Below are 24,465 nucleotides of genomic sequence, written 5' to 3'. Positions count from 1 at the left end.
TTTTTACATTCTCGTGACGTAAACGTATTCAACGAAAAGTTTTCCCCTTATCTTTGGAAACAATTGCAACTATGCTATAATGAACAAATTAAATCTTTTACTATATACTTGGAGGCACTATGCTAACTTTTGAAGAAAAATTATCGATTATTGAATCTTTCCCAGAACTAGAAAGAAAGAACGTATCATTAAAACGTGTAAACTTCCACTTTGAAGAAAGTCGTTTAGATAAAAAGAACGTTGTATTTCATTTACACCCAAATGGAAATGGATTTGTATATGCAAGCGGTATTAAAGGTTATAAAACAGATGATAAAGGCATGGTTAACATCCGTGAGTTTTCAGCAGAGGAGTTACGTTCAGTAATTGAGAAATCAATTGACCTTCTATCACAAGAAGAAGTAGTAGCACCTGTAGAACCTGCGAAAGAAGAAGAATGGCAGAACGAAGATGGTCATATTCTTACTCTTATTTCAGAGGATGACATGTGGAACGTGTACGCTGGTGTAAACTTAGACGGTACATTCAACTCTTATCCAGAAGCTGCGGAATACCTTGATGAAGAAGGCTTTTCACGCAAATAAAAATAGAAACCTATTTTATTCAACGACTTTTATAGTAATCAAAGAAGACACTTAAGGTGTCTTTTTTTGTTATATAAACTCCTTTCTCACACTATCTCTATTAATTTTCATAAAATGATTCAGAGGAGGTTTATATGAATACAACTGCTAAATTAATAACTTGGAAAGAACATGGCGATATGATTATTCTAGAATGTGAATTAAATGGAAAACGCTTCGAGATATCAACATATAAACAACGAATATATAATGCACACCTTTTATCAGCTGACGTTTATATTCGTTTAGACTCATCTGATAATATAATTGGAATAAATATTTATAAAAAGTAAGAAAAGCCCCCTATTCGTAGGCGGGCTTCATCTTTATTACACAATATTAGAGTATACTCTCTTTTTTTTCATACAGTTTATGTAATTATACATATTCATCAAAAAATACACTAAATGAATATTACATGTAGTAAAATATAACTTGTGGGCACGTTCTATAAAGCAGATTCTTTTAAAAGGCGTAACATATCAATTATTATAGGGGATGTGGCGTCACTTCGATATTGATCTCAAATCTCTTGTCTTTTGTGAACTAACAATCTAGTGTATATAGACGATTCTGCTTTATAGTGTGTGTTTACACTCATAACAAAGGGGTAATGGTAATACGGATAGATTCCGATTCGTATGAAATGAAATGGTTCAAGTCGGAGAGAGGCACCTTAGGGTGTCTTTTCTTTTTGTGCATTACATCCCTTTTGTTTTTCCACCTTATTTCAAATGCGCTAATTAACCTTCACCAAGAAGAAATGAGAATTAACAAAGATATTGTTTCTTCTGTTTAATACAGAAAAATGCAGGATACCCCATAGATATGGGGCATCCTGCATTTTCTATTTTTTCGCACCTTTCAACGACTCCCTCAGTACAAACTTCTGCAACTTCCCGCTCGCATTACGAGGGAGTTCATCTACAAATAAATAATGACGCGGACGTTTATAATCTGCTAGTTCATCACTTTCTTTGCAATACGTTTCTAAATCAGCTTCTGTTATTGTTTCATCTTTCTTCACAATAACTGCCACAACACGCTCTCCCCATAATTCATCTGGCTCACCAAGTACCGCCACATCTAATATACCTGGATGACTATGAAGGAAATCTTCAATTTCACGAGGATAAATGTTTACGCCACCGCTAATTACCATATCATCAACGCGATCAGCAACGAATAAATAACCGTCTTTATCAAAATAGCCTAGATCACCAGAATGATACCATCCTTTATACATCGATTTTTTATTCGCTTCTTCACGATTATGATAGCCAGCCATTATAGTTGGGCCGCGTAAAATAATTTCTCCCACTTCATAAGGAGGTAATACATCATCTGGTTCTGCCGGTGCATCCTCGTTCGGTTTCACAATACGAACTTCATGGCTAAAACATGGCGTGCCTGCTGAACCAGCTTTCGTAATTTGATCCTCCTCTACGAGAAACGCAACAACTGGCCCCATTTCTGTCATTCCGTATATTTGAACAAGATCAATATAAAGACGTTCTTTACATTCCTTCACTAACGCCGGTGCCATTGCTGCTCCGCCATATATACCGATTTTCATTGACGTTAAATCATACTGAGCTAAATCTTTTTGCAACAACATATTCCACATCGTCGGCGCTGCAAAGAACGTCGTAATCTTTTCTTCTTGAATCGTATGTAATACTGTTTCTGTATCAAAATGATGCAAAATAACATTCTTTCCGCCAACTTGAATGCGTGGTATGATTCCGGCATTTAATTCACCACAGTGATATAAAGGCGCAACAACAAGCCCAACACTATCTCTATTATATTTAAGGAAATACGTACAAATCATACTATGCTCAGTCATTTCGCGATGACGATGTAATACGCCTTTCGGATGCCCAGTCGTACCGCTCGTATAAAGCATTGAACAATAATCCATTTCATCAATTTCGATATTTACTTTCTCAGAAGATGCTTCATTCACTTTTTCATGGTAGGAACTTGCATAGGAAGGTTTATCGTTTTCTATAGACCAAAAAGATGTATTTGGAAAATCTCTTTCAATTATAGCAACAGTTGACTCAACTGCTTTTTCAAAGACAACGACTTTCGAGGATGCGTCCTGAAGAATATAAGATACTTCTTTCGCTTTTAAGCGGAAATTAATCGGGTTAAAGATCGCTCCAATTTTCGCACAGGCTAAGTAAACGTTTACAAATTCATGGCAATTATATAAGTAAACAGATACCGTATCTCCCTTTCTTACCCCTTCTTCTAATAGAGCGTGCGCTGTTTTATTTATTTGTTCATCCCACTGTTTATACGTCCAGCGAATATTTTTTTCAGGTTCCACTAACGCCTCTTTATTTGGATACTTACCAACTGATAAATCAAAAATTCTCCCTATCGTCATATACATGCCAACAATTTCCCCCTTTTCTCTTTCATAAATCTATCATTTCGTCCATAAGTAGACATTGTCCTCTAATGATTTGACTAATTTTTCTGATTATTATCGACATAGTTTTACATACGGTACCGTTAGACGGTAAATGAAATTATATCGGCGATTTTCAAAATATATCAACCACAACTCAATTTATATCAGCGATTTTTCGAATATATCGACTTACCGACAAAAACTGACAAGATATAATCGGACCGCCCGTTACTGCAGGATAAAAAAGAGGTTGTTCCGAGTCGGAACAACCTCTTTCTTCTTATGCAAATAGCTCTTCTAAAATTTTCAGTTTATCTTCTGTATATTTCACAAAGCCATCATTATATGATTTTGGATCTTTCGGATTCGCAAAGTGCGTAATTGCTCCCGTCTTCGGATGAACAAATTTACTTGATGCACCACAACCAAGTCCGATAATTGATTGTACTTCTTCCATAATTACAATGTTGTAAATACTTTCTTGCGTCGGCATTGCATAACCAACATTCTCTAAGTTACCTAAAATATTCTTTTGACGATATAGGTAATATGGTACGTAATTATGCTTTTGCGTCCACTCTTCTGCTTCGTGCATCATCGCTGTAATTTCTTCGCGACCTGCTACTTTATATTTACGTTTGTTTTGCGTCATTTCAGAAGCACGTTTAAATGATAACGTATGAACTGTTAATGATTCTGGCATTAACTTTTCTGTTTCATCTAACGTATGCTTGAAGATATCTAACCCTTCACCAGGAAGACCAATAATTAAGTCCATATTAATATTGTTCATTCCCATTTCACGAGCTAAATGGTATTTCTCAATTGTTTCTTCTACAGTATGATGACGTCCAATTGCTTTTAGTGTCTCTTGATGGTATGACTGTGGATTAATACTAATACGGTCAATGTTCCATTTATTTAACACTTCTAGCTTTGCTGGCGTAATTGTATCTGGGCGACCTGCCTCAACTGTTACTTCACGCACATTTTTCACATCTGGGAACGCTTCATACATTTCTTCATACAGCATATCCATCTCTTCTGCTGTAATACTTGTAGGTGTACCGCCGCCGTAATAAATCGTCGTAACTTTTACACCTTTTTCTTTTAAAAACTTACCAATTTCACGAACTTCATAATGTAAACCACCTAAGAACGAATCAACAGATCCTTGGCGTCCATTAATTGCATAAGCCGGGAATGTACAGTATGCACATTTCGTTGGGCAGAACGGAATACCGATATAAATACTTACTTCTTCTTTCAAACGGTATAAATCCGGAACAACTGCTAATTGGCAATCAACAATGCGCTGAAGAAGTTCAATTTTCTCTTCATGAATTAAATAACTTTCACGAAGTTCTTGATGCGCTTCTTCTTTTGACATACCATTTTGAAGCATTTTGTGAAGAAGTTTCGTCGGACGTACTCCCGTTAAAATACCCCAGCTTTGTTCAATACCAGTTAACTGCTGAAGAACAGAAAGATATACATAAGAAACAACGTGCTTCACTTGCTTCATACGCTCTTTTTCATCTGTGAAAGCAGATAAATCTTTCGAGAATGTTTCTTCATACACATTTCCTGTGCTAACATCCGTCAATTGAGCAGATGCTTTCACATTATCCTCAATGTGTATATCAACGATCAGATTTGCTTCCTCTTGTTCAAATCCAATCGTACTATCTTCAAAAAATAAGCCGCCAATATTTTGTAGCGGACGTAAAAAACGATCATCTTGTAACGTTTTAATTGAAATTAACAACATTATCACCTTTTCATTTGCAAACTCTCTTTAGTTTACTTGAAGGGCGTTTACAGGTCAATACAGAAGGTTTTACCTGTTTCTCTTACATTTTTTCAAATAATTCTTTTTATGAATATTGCTCATGTATATAGACATCATGATTTTCTCTTGTTAAAATTTATTAGTGTTAAAATCGATACATAGTGAAAATACAATATAAAAAGGAGGACTGTTAACACTAGATTCCACAATCTAATGTGTTAAAAACAAATATGAAAAAGAAATTTTATAGTGTTTTAACTCTCTCTCTTGCATTACAAACTGTTCTTGCACCTACTTATTCATTTGCAGAGAGTGCTGAAAAATCTGCCGAAGTATATACGGAGGATCAAGTTTTTAAAAGTATTAAAGAACATGTTAATGAGCATAGTACTCATGAAGAAGATATCGAGGTTACTGGCCAATTCCTACTATACACTTCAAAAAAACATTCATTATATACCGCGAATGATTTAAAAAACAAATCGAATATCGAGATTACAGAACAAGTCGTAACGGCGACAAAGAAAAAAGGAAATGCTTATTACATAACGACGTCAACTGGCGCTGGATGGATAGATAACAATGATAATAGCTTAGAAGTTCAAGAGATTCATAAACTATCTAACCAAAAATTAATCGTAAAAGAAGAAGCTTCCATACATGCACTTCCGTTCCAATCGTTTAAAGAAGAAGGAAAACTAGAGCCACAAGTCATAACTCCTACTGAACAAGCTGGAAATTGGTTTAAAGTCCAAATAAATGAAACAGCAAAATGGATTTATGCACCTTCTGCTACATTTGAAGGTACAAAAGCTTCATTATTAAAAAACAGTCGTACTGCTAAAAATAGTTTATTGAGATCGCCAGAAGCTCTACAAACAAACAATATTTATGGCGTTACATTTAAAGAAATGATTGTCCCAAAAGGAAATGACGATATTCGCCCTGGCTACCCGATGGTGCCTAAATATATTACGATTCACGAAACGGCTAATACAGCGAAAGGTGCTAATGCTCTGAATCATGCAAAATTCTTAGATAATCAAGCACGCGGAACAGCTGATCGCGCTGCATCTTGGCATTTCACAGTAGATGATAAAGAAATTTATCAACATCTTCCAGTAAATGAAGTTGGATGGCATGCTGGAAATAAAACTGGAAACTATGAATCTATCGGAATTGAAATTGCCGTTAATCAAGATGGAAACTATGAAAAAGCGGTAGAAAATGCGCGTAAATTGGCAGCTTATTTAATGAACGACTTAAATATTTCTCTAGATAAGGTCCAAAAACACCAATTTTGGTCAGGAAAAAACTGCCCTGCGTTTATGATTCAACGCGGACAATGGGATGCTTTCTTAAAAGGAACTGAAACATACTATAAGGAAAACCAAAAAAATCCCGTAACTGATGACATTACAGGTGGATGGTATGAACAAGACATTCGTCAATTAGCAGCTAGAGGCATTATGCAAGGAGAAGGGAACGGCAAGTACTTCCCAGAACGTCTTGTAACGCGTGCTGAATTTGCTACATTAATTACTCGTGCTTTACAATTACCAAGTGGAAATGCTAATTTCACAGACTTAGAACAAGTACACCCATCTTTAAGAGACGGTATTAATCGTGCAGCAAGCGCAGGCATAATCCGCGGACGTGGTGATAATACATTTGATCCAAATACTACAATTACACGCGAAGAAGCTGTTATTATGATCGATCGTTCTCTAAAACACGCTGGTATTTTTGCAAAACAAGTTGAACTACCATTCGTAGACCAAAACTTAATTTACGCTAAAGAAGAAGTACAAAGAGTGTATGGATATGGAATTGTAAAAGGTAATGAATTTAATCAATTCGTACCAAAAGGACCATCACAACGTGCTCACGCAGCTGCATTTATAAACAGAATGCTTAGCGTAATTGAAGCTTAACATATTTATCATTCCATATAGATATTTTCATTTTATCTGTATTCACTTAAAAGGCATCAGAGATTATATATCTCTGATGCCTTTTATACATCCGTTAACTATTTTTAGCCATGAATCTTAAACGTATTCCTAGTAACAGAAGCATAAAACCGATGAATGGAACGTAATTCGTATTGTGTCCTGTAGCTGGAAGTTGTTGATTATTAGAAGAACCTTGTCCTTTTTCTGGTAAATTAGGTTTTTCTACTCCCTCACCTGGCTCCTCTGTTCCTTCACCTGGTTTTTCTGTTCCTTCACCTGGCTTCTCTGTTCCTTCACCTGGTTTTTCTGTTCCCTCACCTGGCTTCTCTGTTCCTTCACTTGGTTTTTCTGTTCTTTCTTCCTTCACCTGGCTTTTCTGTTCCTTCACCTGGCTTTTCTGTTCCTTCACCTCTGTTCCTTCACCTGGCTTCCCTGTTTCTTCACCTGGTTTCCCTGTTTCTTCACCTGGTTTCCCTGTTTCTTCACCTGGTTTTTCCGGATCTTTATCTGTATCTTTTTTATTTGTAATTTGAAGCTTTACAACTTCAATTTTTTCATTAGAAATCGTAAATTTGATTTCCTTATTGGATAAAGTGTATCCTTCTGGCGCTTGGATTTCTTTTAAAATATAATCTTCTGGTTCTAACTTCTTAGAAATTGCTTTACCGCTCTTATTTGTTATTAATGTTTCCACTTTTGTTCCGTCTTTCCAAATTTCAAACACTGCGCCTGCTAATGTTGTATTTGTATTATTAGCATCTACCTTTGTAATTTCTAATTGACCTGTAATTTCTTCTTTCATTTTTTCATTCATAACTTCTTGTTTTACTACTTCATTTGCTACAACATTTACGTTTACTGTTACTTCTAGCGCTTTATAACCTTCCGGCGCTTTCGTTTCTTCTAACGTATACTTTCCTGGCACTAAGTTTTCGAATTTTACAACACCGTCTTTATTCGTTGTTTTCGCTTCTCCAACTACTTGACCAGCTTCATTTTTCAGTTTGAATTCTGCACCTGCTAGAACTTTTCCACTTTCTGCATCCTTTTTGATTACTTGTAAGCTTCCTAGTTCTTTTGCATTTTCTACTTGTACTTCTACTACTTTGTCCGCTTCCACAACGACTTCAATTTCTTCTTTTAACAACTTATATCCTTGTGGTGCTTTCGTTTCTTTTAATGTGTATGTTCCTGGTTCTAATTTCTGAGAAATTACTTTACCTGTTTTATCTGTTCGTAATGTATCTACTTTCTTACCATCTTTATACACTTCAAATTCTGCGTCTGATAATACTTTCGTTTTATCTTCCGCATCTACTTTTACAATTTCGAATTGACCAAGGCTCTTACCGTTCGTTACTTTTACATCAATAACTTTTTCACCGTCAACTGTTACATGAATTATTTGTTTTGTTACCTCATAACCTTCTGGTGCTTTTGTTTCTTCTAACGTATATTCACCTGGCACAAGTCCGTCTACTTTAACCGTTCCAGACTTATCTGTTGTAATTCCTTCTTTTACAACATTTCCTTTCGCATCTTTCAATGTAAATTCTGCGCCTGCTAAGCGTTTCGTTTGATCTTTATCATCCATTTTAATAATTTGTAGAGAACCTAAGATTTTTTCGTTTTCTGCCTCTACTTTTACTACTTCTTTCTCATTTTGAATTGTTACTTTCCATTCTTTATTTGAAAGTTTGTAGCCCGCTGGTGCTTTCGTTTCTTTCACTGTGTATTCACCTAGCGGTAATTTCGGTGACATCACTTTTCCACTCTCATCTGTTTTCAGTTCCGCTACCTTTTTACCATCTTTATACACTTCGAATTCTGCACCTGATAACAATTTCGTTTTATCATTCGCATCTACTTTCACGATTTCGAATTGACCCATTACTTTTTCATTCATGACTTCTTGTTTTACTACTTCGTTCGCTACAACGTTCACTTCTACTGTCACTTCTAGCGCCTTATAACCTTCCGGCGCTTTCGTTTCCTCTAACGTGTACTTTCCTGGCACTAAGCTTTCGAATTTCACAACACCGTCTTTATTCGTTGTTTTCGCTTCTCCAACTACTTGACCAGCTTCATTTTTCAGTTTAAATTCTGCACCTGCTAGAACTTTTCCACTCTCCGAATCCTTTTTGATTACTTGTAAGCTTCCTAGTTCTTTTGCGTTTTCTACTTGTACTTCTACTACTTTGTTTGCTTCCACAACGACTTCAATTTCTTCTTTTAGCAATTTATATCCTTGTGGTGCTTTCGTTTCTTTTAATGTGTACTTTCCTGGTTCTAATTTCTGAGAAACTACTTTACCAGTTTTATCTGTTCGTAACGTATCTACTTTTTTACCCTCTTTATACACTTCGAATTCTGCATCTGATAATACCTTCGTTTTATCTTCCGCATCTACTTTCACAATTTCAAATTGACCTGTTACTTTTTCGGGGATCTTTTTATTCACCACATCTACAGTCAATACTTTATTAGCCTCTACATCAACAGAAACTGAACTAGATGATAATTCATATCCTTTCGGTGCTTCTACTTCTTTTAATGTATAGCTTCCAACTGGAAGTCGTTTCGATAAGGCTTCACCTTTATCATCTGTAACAATTGTTTCCACAACTTTCCCATCTTTATCGATAACATCAAATTTTGCACCTGGCAGAAGTTGACCAGATTCACTATCTTTTTTCAATAATTTAAATTGGCCATTCTCTACTTTTTTCGTATTCTTCATAACAAGTTCAATTACGTTTGTATTATCAATTGTTACTTTGACTGGTGTATCAACTTTTATATATCCTTCTGGTGCATTTATTTCTTTTACAAAATAGTCACCAAGTGGTAAATCTTTAACTTCCGCAATACCCTTTTCGTTTGTTGTAACAGTAGCCACAACGTTATTATCTTTGTCTATAACATCAAATTTTGCGTCTTTTAAAACAATGTTTTCATCGTTTTCATCAACTTTTTTAATTTGTAAATGTCCTTTTTCAGCTGCTGGTTTATTCCACTTTGGCCAGTTAAATTTAAAGTTATGAACCTCAAAACCATCTCTTTGGTGTAATCCTCCAACATAGGCTTGTCCATTAATAGAACCACCTTTTGTTTCTACAACTGCATTAGGTGCAAACACACTACCTACTACACCGTAACCTTTAGTTGTTATCTTTGTAGCATTAGGAAATACCCAAATTACCTTACTAGCTAACTCAGTAAAAGATGAATTAGGGTCATATGCTTGAGATGTATTAATTAAATCCGTCGCCATCCCAGTATTTCTTGTATCATACAAAATTGCACCGCCACCAAAACTCACTTCTTCTGCATCTGAATAAATAACAATAAAGTCTTTATTCTCTACATTCGGAAGAAAAACGTCTTTTACATCAAATGCTTTCTTTCCCGTCTGGCCTGAAGAGACATAAATATTAGGGTTGTTTACATCTTCACCGATTCCAAAGCTCATATTAGGTTTTGGCTTATCAGTGTGTAGTTTACTTGCATCCCCAATTACACCATCAACGTCTTTTCTAAATTCTTTAAACTTAGCATCAATCTCCGCTTGCTCTTTATAAGAGATACGGTCATATGACGTTTTCATTGCGCCATCTGGGTCACCGTCTTTTGTCATCGCCACTATTCCATCTTGAATAATTACTTGTCCTGCTCCCGCTTTCGTAAATTGACCGCCTAGTAATAATGATGGATATCCTTCATCTACCCAAGTTGCTCCAGCTAAGTTATTTGCTCCAGTTGCAGCCGCTACGACTGTATAACTTGATGCGTTCATATTTTTCTGAACAGCCATCGCACCTTCAATATCCGCACTCGTTGCACTATGATCTCCAAAAATGATGGCGTTGTAATAAGATACATCACCTAAACCTTTTAATTCTGTTGTAGCTGCCTCTGCTTTAAATGGTAAATGGATTAAAAAATTCATACATATTAGTAATACAACTATTAAACTACTACTTAACTTTTTAATTTTTTGATTAAATGATTTCCTCAAGAAATTCATTCCCCCTTTTAAACTTCCTAAAATCACAAAAAGAAGTACATATCATATGTACCAAACCTTACTCACATTAACTTAAAATAATCCATTTAAATAAAACAAAGGAACGCTACAACTACTTAATAAAATTACTACAATTCATTTTTGAAATAATACGTGAACTAAACTGTCATGGGGAAATACTTTTACGTATGGGAGCCCAATAAAATTAATCTGAAGAATATTTCATGTGGTGTAACTATTTTGACAACATCATTCACTTTACATTAGTTTTCTAAAGGATTCAAGTGAATTGTATGGATTTTATACACAATTCACATCTTAAAACGCTTTCACTTTTAAAAAATAAGCTCAACAAAAAAACGTAGCCAAAAAGCTACGTTTTTCTTTCATCGTTTCGGTGTATTTTTATGATTCTTCAAAAACGGAAGCGGGAATTGCTTACGGAAATGCTCTTTAATCATATACTCTACACCGTTTTCGCTATTTGAACGTGTAATCCAATCTGCTGCTTGCTTTAATTCTACAGGCGCGTTCCCCATCGCTACCCCAAGTCCCACGTTTTCAATAACCTCTAAATCTTCCATACTATCTCCAATCGCAACCATTTCATTTAGCGAAATATTTAAATGCTCTCCAAGCAATTGTAACCCGCGTAACTTTGATACATTTTGCGGTAAAATTTCTATTCGTTTTGAATCACATTCAACATACTCTACATCTTGGAACGCTTTTTTTAATGTATTTAGCCCGCGTTCTTTTTCACCTTTAGTTTGGAAAAGAACATCAATTTTTGGCGCCGCTACCGGATGGTCACGAAGCGCGTCACCTAACGAATCTACAAATTGAACTGGATAAAATAACGGATCTGCGCTTGATAATACAGTGCGCGCAATTAAGTTTGGTGTATTTCTCTCACGATTTCCTATCGAAAACCGTTCATGAGAAATACGTACGTTACAATCAAAGTGCTCTAACACTTGCACAATGTTAAAAGTCTTCTCTTCAGACAATCTTCTTTGAACGTACGGCTTATCTAACGTTGCTGAAACGAAAGCACCACCATGTGTCACTAATATAGAATCTAATTTTAACGCCTTTGCTACTTTATGAGCGGATTGAAAATTACGACTCGTAAATAACGTAACGTATACATCTTTTCTTTTCACAAATTCAATTGTTTCTCTTAATCCTTTTGCAATTTTTCCATTGTTGTATAGTAGTGTCCCATCTATATTAAGAGCTAGTAAGCGATAAATCATGTCGCACTCCCCCTCTTCGCTGTTGTACTCTATCCATAATTTATGAAATAAATGTAGCAAATAGAACGAGTTAGAATTACTACTGAAAATTTGGTTTACTATATACATATACACTTAGCAAAGGAGATAGTACAATGCAGGCACCTCCTTCTTTTTATGAAGGCGATACGTTAGAAGTCGCAAAAAAATTACTTGGGCAAAAACTTGTTCATATTGTAGACGGAATAAAGCGAAGCGGAATCATTGTAGAAGTAGAAGCATATAAAGGCCCAGATGATAAGGCCGCACATAGTTACGGAGGCAGACGGACAGATCGCACAGAAGTTATGTTTGGTGCACCAGGGCATGCTTACGTATATTTAATTTACGGTATGTATCATTGCTTTAACGTTATTACAGCGCCAGTGGGCACCCCACAAGGTGTTCTCATTCGAGCTCTTGAGCCAGTAGATGGAATAGAAAAAATAAAACTAGCGCGCTACAATAAGACCGAAATTACAAAAGCGCAATATAAAAACTTAACAAACGGTCCTGGCAAACTATGCCGTGCACTCGGAATTACTTTAAAAGAACGCGGCGTATCGTTACAAAGTGATACGTTACATATTGAATTAGTTCCAAAAGAAGAACACATATCATCACAATATAAAATAACAGCAGGACCTCGTATTAATATCGACTATGCAGAAGAAGCTGTACATTATCCGTGGCGTTTTTATTATGAGGGGCATCCGTTTGTTTCAAAGAAATAAGCGATATCAACGATTTTTCAAATATATCTATCGTAACTTACAATATATCAACGATTTTTCGAATATATCTATCGTAACTTACAATATATCAACGATTTTTCGAATATATCTATCGTAACTTACAATATATCAACGATTTTTCGAATATATCTATCGTAACTTACAATATATCAACGGTTCGACAAGAAATATCGATTTATCGACAAATAATAACATTACGAATAAAAGAAGACTGTTCCAAAATGGAACAGTCTTTCCCTCTTACTCTGCACCTTCCGCAGTTGCAATATTATCCTCTAAATTTTCTCTTGATAATTCAGCCGCCATAAAATCAGCTGTTTCTGGAAGTGCTAAATGCATATGAGCTTTTTGACAAATTTGGATCGTACAGTTTTCTATAACATAGTCGAAAACATGTCCGCCCCCGCTTCTTTCATCATCAATGTAATGTAAGTGGAATCCAGCTACCCCAATACCTTGTGCGTAATCTGGTGTCCAAAATCCAGCAAGCGTACCTTCTGTATTTTCAAATGAAAAGATTGGTTGTGATTTCGTCACTTCAACGAGCGGTGTATACGGTTTTTCTTGTCTTGGAACAGTTCTCGTCCTTACTTCACGGAACGTACCGTCCATTCGAATACCGTAAAACAAGTTTTTACTTGGCATTAATTCATGTAATAACGCTTCAACTTCTTCACGATTCATCGGACGCTCTACCGTATAACTCATTTCTTTTTCAAAAAACGTTACAGTCGCAAATGGCGTTGTTTCTTCTGGCTCTACTTTTTCTGCTGAACCGTCTGAACGTAAATGATAAAATTCATTATCAAATGCAATCATTTCACCATCTAATTGATCAAATGTGCCGATGCCGAAATCACCATGTTTTTTCAAATCTTCAAAGCTAATTACACCATCATATATACCATCTAATAGCGCAAGCATTGTAGATGTTTGATATACTTCATTACTCGTTTTCGTTTTTTTCGCATCAATATCAATTAATTGCGCAACAGTCATCTCAAATCTGCCTCCATTAGTTTAATTGGTTTGGTAATAATTTTTCGCTTAATTTAATGTTGTCACGATAGTCAATTGGAATATCAATAATGACAGGACCATCTGCTGCTAGCGCGGATTTTAACACACCTTCTAATTCATCAGGCGTGTTAACACGAAGACCTAACGCCCCGAAACTTTCCGCATATTTCACAAGATCAACATCGCCAAACTCTGTAGCTGATGTTCTGCCGTATTTCATCATTTGTTGGAATGCAACCATATCATATGTGCCGTCTCTCCAAACAAGATGGACGATTGGAGAATTTAAACGTACCGCCGTTTCTAACTCCATCGCAGAGAATAAGAAACCACCGTCACCTGATACGGAAACTACTTTTTTACCTGGTTCTACTAAAGTAGCTGCGATTGCCCAAGGAAGTGCAACACCTAACGTTTGCATGCCGTTACTAAATAATAATCTACGTGGTTCATAAGAACGGAAACATCTCGCCATCCAAATAGAATGGGAACCGATGTCACATGTAACAGTTGTATCGTCACTAATTAAAGAACGAAGTGTACGAATCACTTGAAGTGGATGCGTAACACCTTCTGAAGGACGATTTGGAACTTCTGCTTGTTCTGATAATTTTGCGCGTAATCGTTCTAATACCGCTTCTGATTTCGTACTTAATACAAGTTTCGGTAATTTCTCCGCGATGCTATTTACCGTTAAGGCAATATCACCAATTAATTCACGCTCTGGCTGGTAATCATGGTCGATATCTGCTTGATGGTCGTCAAGATGAATAATCGTTCTGTCACCAAGTTTATTCCAGAACTTTGGATCATACTCGATTGGATCATAACCGATAGAAATCACAAGGTCTGCTTCTTCTAGTAAAATATCACCTGGTTGGTTACGGAATAATCCAACGCGGCCGAAGAAATGATCTTCTAACTCACGTGAAATCGCACCAGCTGCTTGATATGTTTCAACGACAGGAAGTTCTGTATCCGCAATTAATTTACGAACAGCTTTCGTCACTTCATTTGTGCTCGCTCTCATACCGAGTAAAATAACTGGTAATTTCGCTGATTTTATTTTTTCTACTACATATGTAATATCATTTGTGGGAGCGATTCCAAGCTGTGGCTTAGAAAGCGCACCGATAGACTCTACAGTTGTTTCCGCAGTCATAACGTCTTGCGGAAGACTTACTAAAGTAGCTCCCGGATTTGTGGAAGTCGCACTTCGGAATGCATTTGATAATGCTTCTGGCACATTATCAGGATGCTCTACTTCTACGCTATATTTTGTGATTGGTTCGAATAGTGCAGCATTATCCATAGATTGATGTGTACGTTTTAATCGATCCGTACGCGGAACTGCACCAGCTAAAGCAACAACGGGATCACTCTCCGCATTCGCAGTAACAAGACCTGTCGCTAAATTTGATGTCCCTGGTCCTGAAGTTACAAGACATACGCCCGGTTTTCCTGTTAATCTACCAATAGCAGCTGCCATAAATGCTGCATTTTGTTCATGACGACAAACGATTAACTCTGGTCCTCTTTCTTGCAATACATCAAATACAGAGTCAATCTTTGCTCCTGGAATACCGAAAACATGTGTAACACCTTGTTTAATTAAACAATCAACAACAAGATCTGCTCCTTTTGTTTTTGTCTTCACGTCGTTTACTTTTACACCTGTACTCAAACTAATCATCCGATACGATAAACTTAACTAAATCTATACAATTCAATCAAATTTACACGAGTTAGTGCTTCATCGTGTTCTCGCAACCCCAAAGGGACGAGGGGTATAACACTCCACACGAGGCAGTATCGTTACCTCCTATTATCAAGCATTTATTTTACCCATCTTGATAAATTTATCGACGCATTTACATCCCTATCGTGATAGCTATTGCATGAAGCACAACGCCACTCACGAATCTTTAAACTCCACTGTCCTTCTGGTTGAACTGAATGGTCGTATTTAACGCCGCAACATGAACAAATCTTGCTTGAAGCGAACCATTTATCAGCTTTTACATACTCAATGCCGTACTTCTCACACTTGTATGATAAACATTGAAAGAAGAAGTTTAATTTTTGAAATGAAAATGCTTTCGATAGTTTTTTGTTTTTTAACAGGTTTGAGATAGGTAAGTCTTCCACAACAATCCTCATTGGTTTGGTTTTCACCAATTTAGCTGTTGCTTGATGGATATGGTTATTTCGGATATTCGTAATTTTCCTAGATAACCGCAGGTGCTCAGCTTTCGCTTTTTCATATCCGGTAGATTGAATTTTTACACCTTTTTTAAATCTCCTAGACATATCTCTTTGTGCTGACTTTTTCCTTTTCAAAAGTTTTTTAACCTTGGCATCTTTGTTTATATTTCGTTCTTTCATACCATTAGAAGCTACAAACAGCTCTTTTAAACCAACATCCACACCAATCGACTCATCGGTTAGTTCTTGTGATTCAAAGTCTTCTTGGAACCCTACACTAATCCACCAGTGACGACCGTCAAAGGTAACTCTTGGGTTGGATGGTTTTTTATTTCTTGGTAGTTGTTGGCTTGTTTTCACTTCTCCAATAGACTGAATATGAACGACTTTCTTTCCTATAACCAGTCTTTCATAATTGGCATAAAATCCTTGAATTAAATCTTTTTTGGATTTATAAGAAGTGTGAGAACCATTTTTGTACTTTTTGAACGAATTTTTTCTCGCCGTATCAAAATCTTTTGAAGCCTGTTTGGGAACTTGTGCATTAATGTCTTTTAACCACTCATATCTCTTTCGCTTCTTAATCTTTGTAAATCGTTTCTGTAAAGCTAACTGTGAAACAGATTTTCCAAATAGCTTATAGTATCTATCACTCATTCTTTTACAATAGTTATAAGCGAATCTTGCAGCACCAGCATGGTTTCTAAGCAATTTTTCTTGTTCAGGCGTTGGAATTAGTCTGACTTTCTTCGCCAATATCATCAGAATGTAACTCCTTTAATGAAAGATTTGTTCTTCTGAATAGTAGCGTGTTCCACCAGCATTCTCGTAAGACTACTCGGATGCAAACCTGTTAATTCTGATACTTGACTAACTCGTAAAAATTTCATTATTATTCTTACCTCATTGAATCTACCATAGCACATACGTTCGATGGATTCAATGAGGTTTGATAGATTTAATTAAATGTATCTCGTTCAACTAAGGGCGCAATTCCTTAGCCAGTTCTCTTATGAACTTCTCATGTTTTCACATGAGCGCAGACTATATGTTTATCTCTTTAGAGATAGAGGATTTTTCCACCACCATAGGCTTGTGATGTACTCTCGTCAGTTATACGAGATAGTCGTTGAACGTTCATCCTATCCATTTTGACTTAGATGATTCGAGGCGGAAGACCCATTGTTCTAATGTTTAGGATTTAACCTTGCATCATCTGATTGATTTTTTCTGCTTTCGCGACATTCACGCTCGCTATTTCTAGCCACGTTGTAGTTCAATCAGCTTTAGGGATTGCCCGCAGTTAACCCTCACTACTAGCCAATTACTTGACTAGCAGGGCTTACTGATATATTTAATTAACTTTCGTTATAATTGGTTAAATAAATCGTAACAGTTAGTTACCCTTTGTTTCATAATTTGTGTAATAAAGATTTTTAATTTCACCTAGTTAATTAATGTGGTGAAGTATCATTTATCATTATATTACAAATGCATTATTTTTCCAACAATATGAATTCGACATTATTTTGACAAGATTTAAAGAATGCGCTTACAATCTTTTGTTTATCTTAAAATAACATTTTTATATCTCTTCTAAAAATGCACAAAAATACTTCCACCTATTCACATTATTAACAAATTTATAGTACCTTGCAAAGAATAATAGTAAGTGATATATTTGTAAATAATGGAATACCCATTATTTGGAATGTTATTCACGATTAGTATATCTCCTTTTAAAAAGTAGATATAGATTGTGTGTGCTGTTTAGAAAAAAGATAGGATTTTCAGCCATAATTCATCATTTTATAAAGGAAAGTGATCGTTATGAACAAAAGTGAATTTTTAGAACAACTTAGTTCTTCCCTACGGAATATGCCTAATTCAGAAAAGGAGGATATTATCTCGGAGTACGAAACTCATTTTATTAGTGGTAAACAAGATGGAATATCTGAAGAGGAAATTTCTAAAAAGCTAGGAAACCCTAAAACTATCGCTAAAGAACTTACTGTTTCATATGTAATAAGTAACGCTGACAATAGACGCAGCCTAAAAAATATTATGGCAGCACTGTTTTCTGTTATGAGCTTAAGTGTTTTAAACTTTGCCTTTATCTTTATCGCCTTTTTCGTACTACTCTTTTTATTACCGATTCTTCTAGCACTTATCATTGCCACGCCAGTATTAATTATTTCGCCTATTTTATTAATAGGATTAGGATTCTTTAAAGGGTTTCATCAAATTAGTTATTCCGATGTTTATAATGTGTTCATCGCTTTTTGCGTCGTTTTACTCATATCCGTCATATCTTATCAAATGGTAAAACATCTATATGCACTTTTAGTAAAGTATTTGAAATGGAATATTGCTATTTTACAAAGACACTAATGAATGTAAAAGGAGATTAAAATGAAGAAATATACTTTATATTCACTCATGCTACTTACTCTTTTATTTCTATCAGCTTGTTCAAACAGTGTACAACCTAGGGAAGAAAACGATGTACAATCTATTAAAGATGTTGCTATTAAAGTTCCAGAAAATATATTTAGTTCCTCAAAGAAAAACGAAACTATTAGTGAAGACGAAATGAAACAAAATATAAAAAATTATATAGATTATAGTTGGGAGTTATCTGAAAATATTATCCCTCTCGCTTCAACAAATTCTGATAAGAATTTCACGGAATCTGACCGAGAAAAATTACAAAAACTAATTGATTTAGCGAAACAAAACGATATGAATTTCCATGAGTTTATTAGTAATAATAATTTACCTACTGATTATAAAAAACCTTCAAAAGAAATCTATGCATTTATGTCATCATCTACGGATATTTTCGTAGAGCTAGATCAAGAATTAGACAAACTCACCCAAGATGGTAACTTATTCAAAGCCAATTTTTCTTTTACAAAACGCCTTGAGAAAATAAATGGGAGGAAACAAAAAGAGATTGAAACGTTTTTGAACGAAAAAAATATTAAAACTTCAATTAACAGCAATAAAAAAAATTAACAGATGTGTTACATATCCCTTTCAAAATAACCAATAAGAAATGGCTATTTTGAAAGGGAGTTTTTGTGGTATAACTATTAAATTCCCTAAACAAAAAAGACACTCCTAAACTAGGAGCGTCTTCCACTATTACGCTTGTTGTTGCGCGCTATATAATTCTTCAAGTGGCTTCATGATAATTTTGTTAACGTCACCGATTACAACGTTTAGGCGTTGCTCAGTTTCCATTAATTTTGTAATTTTAGCATCTTGTTGAATACGAGCTACAACTTCTTGTGCTTGTTGGTTGTCTTCTTCAGTGATTTCTTGGCCTTGCATCATTTTCTGTTGTAGGCTAAGTTGCATTGTACGGAACTCATCGAATAAGTTCTTTGAAGCTGTGTCAGCTTGAACTGCTGCGTAGCTCTCTTTTAAAGTTTTGAAGTCTTCGTTTTCAGCGATTGCTTTTTGTAATTCATATGCAACATCATGAATGTTCTTTGTCATTTTATTTTTCCTCCTTTAGAAGGCTAGCGCTTTTCACTCGCACTGCCTTTTACGTGCATTTACATACGCACCTCTTCTTACCATATCAAACTATGCAAGAGATGTGAAGAAATTTCACTTTTATTTCTATGTACTCACCTTATTATCTAAGAAACAATAGTAACAATCCTTGTACGAGCCCGATCATTCCGCCTAATAACGCTCCTAAATACGTAATCATTTTCAATTCGTTTTTCGTAATAGACAGAACTAAGTCTTCTAATCTTTCTGTTGAGAATGTAGACACTTCTTGCTGGACAATTTCCGCAAGGTGTAGATTATTTAGTATACTCTCTACATTTTCTGTTCCCCACTTTAAGCCTTTCGCTACTGCACTTGGAACCACTTTTTCAATAATTGTTTCTCGAACTGGTTCACATACTTGCTGAACAGATTGATTTAAAAACTTACTCACTGTTTCCTCTACTTTAACTGCTGACAGCACGGAGCTTACAATCATTTCTTTCTCCACAAATGCTTCTAATTCTTTTACATCTCTTCCTTTTAACTTTTCCCACTCTTTTTGTAGTACGTCAGTTAAAAGCTGCTTTGTAGCATCTTGCCCTAAAAACTTAATAACTTCTGGCTGCACACGATCCACAACACTTACATTTCCTAAAAACATCCCAACTAAGTTAAGTAGCGTTCCACGAGAAGCAAAGAAATCATCAATCATTTTTGAAAGACGCGCTTTCCCTTCTTCACTTTCAAAAAAGCTAATTCCTCGCTCTAAAATAAACGCCGAGGCATTCGGAATCGCATTCTCTATCTTTTCATGTACAGAATGAGGTAAAGCCTGTTCCCATGTATATGTATAATACTCTGCTAAAAATGCATGAATTTTTTCTGTAATCACATATTCGATTTTTCGAGTCGCTTCTTCTTCTACATGCGCTACATTCCATTTTTCTAACATATATCGCAGTGATTGTTCATTCGTAATTACTTTATCCACTTCCACTTGCGCCCAGTGGATTAAACCTTTTTGAAACTCTTCATTTGTTAGCTTTTTTCCGATTCCTTCTGGTGTTAACAAATGTTCTACAACCATTTTTCCTAATTGAACAGCAAGTTCATCACGACGCTTCGGAATTAACCCTGGTGTAAATGGAACTTGAAACTTTCCGATATAAATAGGACGATGAGGACGAAATAACATTTTTATCGCTAAATGATTCGTGTATCCCCCAATAATTGCTCCGAGCCCTGTCGTCGTTAACATATTTAACCATATATTCATTACAATCAACCTTTCACTTCTCCAAAACTATAGCATATCATCATACGGACAAAAGTATAATGGTATAAAAACGTATTTGCAATATATAGCTTCGCCTATTATGCAAATAGTAGTAAAGGAGTGATTTCGTTGGTTCTCGGCCTTTTAACTTCTAAACTTCATTATGAGCAAACGTATTACACCGAAATCGCTAAACGCGCTCGGCTTTATCATAATGTCGTTGCCCAGTTTACGCCATTTTGTATTGATTCTAAAACAGACCTTGTTTCTGGTCTTATTTACGATACAGATACAGGAAAATGGAAAGAGCAAACATTCCCTATTCCTTCTTATATATATGATCGTTATTCTTTTCACGAGGAAACAGACTTTGAAAAAGCAAAATCAATTATTCACTCTTTGCACAACCGTCCTTCCACTACCTTTTTAAATAACACACTTATTAACTTAAGTGAACTACATGATTTATTTCTCACTAATAAAAAACTGTCTCCTTATATACCCAAATTTGAAGTGGCAACGATACAAAACATTTTCAAACTGTTGTTAAAAACTAAAGATATTATTATACGCCCCACTAATATACATTCTAAAGATAACTTATATCGAGTCGCTTACAAAAATAAAACGTTTCATATCGATACAGTAAATGAAAAATACCATACTTCTCTTCCAATCAAGCGGACAGATGAATTTATATCTTGGTGTAAATCTAACATACGTTCATCACGCTACATAGTGCATACCATGCTACAACCACCAAATCAATTAACATACCCACTCCACATTCGAACCATTTTGCAAAAAAACAAAGAACAAACTTGGAATATTATCGGTCAATTTATACAAAAAAGTTCATTTCCTAATCAACTTTTACCTTCAGCAACAGACGATGATTCATTGCATTCATTTTCAAAAATTAAATACGTACTATCTAGTACAGGTGTGCAACTATTGCAAGACGCTTTACACGACATTATAAATGAAGTATTCCAAACACTAGATCAGTCTTATTCTTCATTATTCGAACTAGAACTTTCCACAATTATGGATCAAAAAGGCGCGATTTGGCTTATGTATGTCAACACGATTCCTCCTTACGAACAATACATTCGTCATAGTGATTCATTAGCTGAAAAGATATTTCACGGACCACTTAAATTCAGTCGCTTTACACCATAATGAAAGGAGGTAAGCCTATTTTGAAAGAACATATATATACATTAAACATTTCAGATGAACATCCAAATAGCATTACTTTACCTTACGTTTTTTCTATTACACCGCCTATTACATCCCTATCCTTCGGTATACGTCACATTGCAAGTGAAGAGGTGAAAATTCATTATTCCTTTACTCGCGAAATTATTATCGGAAAGCATATTGCCGAAAAACTTTTACTGCCTCAATCAACTACTATTCATGCATTTACACAAAACCAAACAATTATTTTCGGACCATTAATCGGCATTTTTACAACTGGCTTTAATGATGATTCTTCTAACCCTTTAGGAAATCGTTCAATTGCTCTGAGTGAGTTGTTAACACCACCATTCTCATTACGACCGTTCGTATTCGTCTTTGGCGTTCAACATATACACTGGGAAGAAGAAACGATTGAAGGATATTTCTTTCAAGAGAAACAATGGATAAAGAAAAAAGTCCCTTTACCAAATGTCATTTACGATCGCTTACCGAATCGGCAAGCGGAAAATTATAAACCAATTGTCAGGGCAAAAAGAAAATTAGAACAAGACTACTGCATTCCATGGTTTAACCCAGGTTTTTTCAATAAATGGGAAGTTCATCAACTTCTTACGAAAGACGAATCAATTAAACCCTTATTACCAAATACAGAAGCATTTCAGCATTTTGAACAAGTAGAACGGTTTCTTGGCACGTATAAATCAGTGTACATGAAACCAATACACGGGAGCTTTGGTAGAAATATTCATCAAATATTTTATTCTCAAACAGAGAATTGCTACTACTGTCGTTATCGCGAAAATGAAGAAAATAAACTGAGAAAGTATCAATCATTAGAAACGCTTCTAAACCATGTATTAAAAGGACATGATTTAAAAAAGTTTATCGTACAGCAAGGTATTTCGTTACTTCGCTTCGATGGGCAACCTGTTGATTTCCGCATTCATACAAATAAAAACCATTTCGGTAATTGGATAGTTAGTGCAATCGTCGCCAAAATCGCCGGCAAAGGCAGTTTAACAACGCACGTAAATAGTGGCGGTGACACAAAATTATTACAAGAGCTTTTTCCAGATTCAACGAAACAAGTTCAAATTGAAAATAAATTAAAACATACTGCCTTACAAATAAGTTACGCGCTCGATGAACAAGTAACTGGAAATATTGGAGAAATCGGTTTTGATATCGGTTTAGACACAAAGGAAAATCCGTGGCTCTTTGAAGCCAACTCTAAACCTGGGCGAACTGTATTCCAAGATAAAAAATTAAAAGAGCAAAGTGAACTGACGCGCCAGTTATTTTACGAATATGCCGTCTACTTAACTGAACATTCTTTACGTGATACAAAAGAAAAAATGTCTCAAATAAAATCAGAAGCTTCATCAAACACCGAACATATCCCTTCTCCTATGATTCACTCACAAATACAAAAACAAAAACTTCCACCTAGATAATAAGGTGGAAGTTTTCTATTTACACAAGTTTTACTACAACCTCAGTTTCCACGTTACATACTCTGCAATAAAAAATATGATTGCAATATTCATTTGAATTATTATGCGTTAAACCATCTACTGCACTTAATAATTCTTGATCCATATAGGCACTATAATCGTCTATATAATCTACAGACTTCCCATAATCTTGGAGTATACTTTGGCAATTTTGACAAGAATATGTTTGTGATTCTAATGCGTTGCAAAGCGGGCAAATCCCCATCATGATTCCTCCATACGTTATCGTTTAAAGCCTCTCTTTTTTAGAGTGAAGAGAGCAACCTATCCAGACATAGGAGCGCCCACTCCATCCCTACTTAAAAATAGAACTATGAAGTTGCTACCGACTTCATTTTTATTTCAATAAATCATAAATAAGAAGCTAATAATTAGCCTACAAGTAGCAGGCCACAATGAAAAAATTATATTTAATATCCTCCTTATTTTGGCCTGTTTTCTTAAAAATACAACGATTACTCTTATTTCATAATTTACGAAATCAATACGTTTTTTTGACAAAATTTACAAATTATTATTTTGTATATCTTTCTAGGTAACATCCATACTATGAGTACAAACTTAATTACCGATGGATTAGCGCCAACCGGGGCGATAATCTGGTTCAACTCCAGCTAGTCCAACCAAAAAAACTTTTATAACTCTAAGGAGGATATATTCCTATGGCAAACCAAAATTCTTCAAATCAATTAGTAGTACCAGGTGCAACAGCTGCAATCGATCAAATGAAGTACGAAATCGCTCAAGAATTTGGTGTACAATTAGGAGCAGATTCTACGGCTCGCGCTAACGGTTCAGTTGGTGGAGAAATCACAAAACGTCTAGTTGCAATGGCTGAGCAAAGCCTTGGCGGATTCCACAAATAAATATATATGGCAAAAAG

The 24,465-nt window shown here is 35.4% G+C and carries 20 protein-coding genes; 9 read left to right on the top strand and 11 right to left on the bottom strand.

Annotated features, from left to right (window positions below; all coding sequences use genetic code 11):
• Positions 1-119 precede the first annotated feature (119 nt).
• Both DN404_RS24490 and DN404_RS24485 read left to right on the top strand, forming a co-directional pair.
• On the top strand, positions 120-584 hold the full coding sequence (locus DN404_RS24490) for a hypothetical protein (RefSeq protein ID WP_000954998.1): 465 nt from the start codon (positions 120-122) through the stop codon (positions 582-584).
• A 134-nt stretch (positions 585-718) separates the two neighbouring features.
• A complete protein-coding gene (locus tag DN404_RS24485; RefSeq protein ID WP_001098262.1) occupies positions 719-916 on the top strand; it encodes a hypothetical protein in 198 nt (65 codons plus the stop codon).
• A gap of 554 nt (positions 917-1,470) precedes the next feature.
• Here DN404_RS24485 and DN404_RS24480 read toward each other — a convergent pair.
• Both DN404_RS24480 and DN404_RS24475 read right to left on the bottom strand, forming a co-directional pair.
• On the bottom strand, positions 1,471-3,027 hold the full coding sequence (locus DN404_RS24480; protein WP_149215553.1) for a fatty acid--CoA ligase: 1,557 nt from the start codon (positions 3,025-3,027) through the stop codon (positions 1,471-1,473).
• Between the two features lie 301 nt (positions 3,028-3,328).
• A complete protein-coding gene (locus DN404_RS24475; RefSeq protein WP_002164625.1) occupies positions 3,329-4,819 on the bottom strand; it encodes a coproporphyrinogen III oxidase in 1,491 nt (496 codons plus the stop codon).
• Between the two features lie 251 nt (positions 4,820-5,070).
• On the opposite strand from DN404_RS24475, the gene DN404_RS24470 reads away from it, so the two are divergent.
• On the top strand, positions 5,071-6,774 hold the full coding sequence (locus tag DN404_RS24470) for an S-layer homology domain-containing protein (RefSeq protein ID WP_044307491.1): 1,704 nt from the start codon (positions 5,071-5,073) through the stop codon (positions 6,772-6,774).
• A gap of 94 nt (positions 6,775-6,868) precedes the next feature.
• Here the strand turns inward: DN404_RS24470 and DN404_RS24465 are convergent, their stop codons facing one another.
• Both DN404_RS24465 and DN404_RS24460 read right to left on the bottom strand, forming a co-directional pair.
• Positions 6,869-10,813 (bottom strand): SpaA isopeptide-forming pilin-related protein, encoded by a 3,945-nt coding sequence (locus DN404_RS24465; RefSeq protein WP_370512804.1) that lies wholly within the window; start codon positions 10,811-10,813, stop codon positions 6,869-6,871.
• Between the two features lie 395 nt (positions 10,814-11,208).
• Entirely contained in the window at positions 11,209-12,081 is an 873-nt protein-coding gene (locus DN404_RS24460) for a Cof-type HAD-IIB family hydrolase (protein WP_149215551.1), read from the bottom strand.
• 134 nt (positions 12,082-12,215) lie between these two features.
• Here DN404_RS24460 and DN404_RS24455 point away from each other — a divergent pair, with 134 nt between their 5' ends.
• The gene (locus DN404_RS24455; RefSeq protein WP_149215550.1) at positions 12,216-12,833 is read left to right on the top strand and encodes a DNA-3-methyladenine glycosylase; all 618 of its coding nucleotides are present in this window, start codon (positions 12,216-12,218) and stop codon (positions 12,831-12,833) included.
• A gap of 261 nt (positions 12,834-13,094) precedes the next feature.
• Here DN404_RS24455 and alsD read toward each other — a convergent pair whose 3' ends face one another.
• From alsD to DN404_RS31035, 4 genes are all read right to left on the bottom strand, one after another.
• Positions 13,095-13,853 carry an alpha-acetolactate decarboxylase gene (gene alsD / locus DN404_RS24450; RefSeq protein ID WP_000215024.1) on the bottom strand — a complete coding sequence of 253 codons (759 nt, stop codon included), beginning with the start codon at positions 13,851-13,853 and terminating at the stop codon, positions 13,095-13,097.
• 16 nt (positions 13,854-13,869) lie between these two features.
• A complete protein-coding gene (gene alsS / locus DN404_RS24445; protein ID WP_098214038.1) occupies positions 13,870-15,558 on the bottom strand; it encodes an acetolactate synthase AlsS in 1,689 nt (562 codons plus the stop codon).
• Positions 15,559-15,710: 152 nt separating this feature from the next.
• Complete coding sequence (locus DN404_RS24440) at positions 15,711-16,841, bottom strand: RNA-guided endonuclease InsQ/TnpB family protein (protein WP_097920884.1); 1,131 nt, start codon at positions 16,839-16,841, stop codon at positions 15,711-15,713.
• Positions 16,841-16,969 (bottom strand): hypothetical protein, encoded by a 129-nt coding sequence (locus DN404_RS31035; RefSeq protein ID WP_000670740.1) that lies wholly within the window; start codon positions 16,967-16,969, stop codon positions 16,841-16,843. Before DN404_RS31035 ends, DN404_RS24440 begins: the two co-directional genes overlap by 1 nt.
• A gap of 940 nt (positions 16,970-17,909) precedes the next feature.
• On the opposite strand from DN404_RS31035, the gene DN404_RS24435 reads away from it, so the two are divergent.
• A complete protein-coding gene (locus DN404_RS24435) occupies positions 17,910-18,470 on the top strand; it encodes an HAAS signaling domain-containing protein (protein WP_149215549.1) in 561 nt (186 codons plus the stop codon).
• Positions 18,471-18,491: 21 nt separating this feature from the next.
• Positions 18,492-19,097, top strand: coding sequence for an NDxxF motif lipoprotein (locus tag DN404_RS24430; protein WP_097821430.1), 606 nt, complete (start codon positions 18,492-18,494; stop codon positions 19,095-19,097).
• Between the two features lie 129 nt (positions 19,098-19,226).
• On the opposite strand, the gene DN404_RS24425 is transcribed toward DN404_RS24430, so the two are convergent.
• On the bottom strand, positions 19,227-19,583 hold the full coding sequence (locus DN404_RS24425) for a YlbF/YmcA family competence regulator (RefSeq protein WP_000164614.1): 357 nt from the start codon (positions 19,581-19,583) through the stop codon (positions 19,227-19,229).
• A gap of 142 nt (positions 19,584-19,725) precedes the next feature.
• Positions 19,726-20,862, bottom strand: coding sequence for a DUF445 domain-containing protein (locus DN404_RS24420; protein WP_025709955.1), 1,137 nt, complete (start codon positions 20,860-20,862; stop codon positions 19,726-19,728).
• A gap of 129 nt (positions 20,863-20,991) precedes the next feature.
• On the opposite strand from DN404_RS24420, the gene DN404_RS24415 reads away from it, so the two are divergent.
• Together DN404_RS24415 and DN404_RS24410 are read left to right on the top strand one after the other, a co-directional pair.
• Positions 20,992-22,044, top strand: coding sequence for a YheC/YheD family endospore coat-associated protein (locus tag DN404_RS24415; protein ID WP_000242827.1), 1,053 nt, complete (start codon positions 20,992-20,994; stop codon positions 22,042-22,044).
• 20 nt (positions 22,045-22,064) lie between these two features.
• Positions 22,065-23,522 carry a YheC/YheD family endospore coat-associated protein gene (locus tag DN404_RS24410; protein WP_149215548.1) on the top strand — a complete coding sequence of 486 codons (1,458 nt, stop codon included), beginning with the start codon at positions 22,065-22,067 and terminating at the stop codon, positions 23,520-23,522.
• A gap of 19 nt (positions 23,523-23,541) precedes the next feature.
• Here the strand turns inward: DN404_RS24410 and DN404_RS24405 are convergent, their stop codons facing one another.
• Positions 23,542-23,787 (bottom strand): hypothetical protein, encoded by a 246-nt coding sequence (locus DN404_RS24405; RefSeq protein ID WP_000510476.1) that lies wholly within the window; start codon positions 23,785-23,787, stop codon positions 23,542-23,544.
• Positions 23,788-24,244: 457 nt separating this feature from the next.
• Here DN404_RS24405 and sasP point away from each other — a divergent pair, with 457 nt between their 5' ends.
• Positions 24,245-24,448, top strand: a complete 204-nt coding sequence (gene sasP, locus DN404_RS24400) for a small acid-soluble spore protein, SasP family (RefSeq protein WP_000013338.1) — start codon at positions 24,245-24,247, stop codon at positions 24,446-24,448.
• The last annotated feature ends 17 nt before the right edge of the window (positions 24,449-24,465 follow it).

This window comes from Bacillus sp. TE8-1 (genome assembly GCF_008368855.1).
In the GTDB taxonomy this organism is placed as follows: domain Bacteria; phylum Bacillota; class Bacilli; order Bacillales; family Bacillaceae_G; genus Bacillus_A; species Bacillus_A cereus.
This window is presented reverse-complemented; position numbering and strand designations above follow the sequence as displayed.

Bases quoted from the DNA above. Each gene is read 5' to 3' on its own strand.
- DN404_RS24490 (WP_000954998.1), top strand. From the start codon at position 120: ATGCTAACTTTTGAAGAAAAATTATCGATTATTGAATCTTTCCCAGAA.
- DN404_RS24485 (WP_001098262.1), top strand. From the start codon at position 719: ATGAATACAACTGCTAAATTAATAACTTGGAAAGAACATGGCGATATG.
- DN404_RS24480 (WP_149215553.1), bottom strand. From the start codon at position 3,027: ATGTATATGACGATAGGGAGAATTTTTGATTTATCAGTTGGTAAGTAT.
- DN404_RS24475 (WP_002164625.1), bottom strand. From the start codon at position 4,819: ATGTTGTTAATTTCAATTAAAACGTTACAAGATGATCGTTTTTTACGT.
- DN404_RS24470 (WP_044307491.1), top strand. From the start codon at position 5,071: ATGAAAAAGAAATTTTATAGTGTTTTAACTCTCTCTCTTGCATTACAA.
- DN404_RS24460 (WP_149215551.1), bottom strand. From the start codon at position 12,081: ATGATTTATCGCTTACTAGCTCTTAATATAGATGGGACACTACTATAC.
- DN404_RS24455 (WP_149215550.1), top strand. From the start codon at position 12,216: ATGCAGGCACCTCCTTCTTTTTATGAAGGCGATACGTTAGAAGTCGCA.
- alsD (WP_000215024.1), bottom strand. From the start codon at position 13,853: ATGACTGTTGCGCAATTAATTGATATTGATGCGAAAAAAACGAAAACG.
- DN404_RS24440 (WP_097920884.1), bottom strand. From the start codon at position 16,841: ATGATATTGGCGAAGAAAGTCAGACTAATTCCAACGCCTGAACAAGAA.
- DN404_RS31035 (WP_000670740.1), bottom strand. From the start codon at position 16,969: ATGAAATTTTTACGAGTTAGTCAAGTATCAGAATTAACAGGTTTGCAT.
- DN404_RS24435 (WP_149215549.1), top strand. From the start codon at position 17,910: ATGAACAAAAGTGAATTTTTAGAACAACTTAGTTCTTCCCTACGGAAT.
- DN404_RS24430 (WP_097821430.1), top strand. From the start codon at position 18,492: ATGAAGAAATATACTTTATATTCACTCATGCTACTTACTCTTTTATTT.
- DN404_RS24425 (WP_000164614.1), bottom strand. From the start codon at position 19,583: ATGACAAAGAACATTCATGATGTTGCATATGAATTACAAAAAGCAATC.
- DN404_RS24420 (WP_025709955.1), bottom strand. From the start codon at position 20,862: ATGAATATATGGTTAAATATGTTAACGACGACAGGGCTCGGAGCAATT.
- DN404_RS24405 (WP_000510476.1), bottom strand. From the start codon at position 23,787: ATGGGGATTTGCCCGCTTTGCAACGCATTAGAATCACAAACATATTCT.
- sasP (WP_000013338.1), top strand. From the start codon at position 24,245: ATGGCAAACCAAAATTCTTCAAATCAATTAGTAGTACCAGGTGCAACA.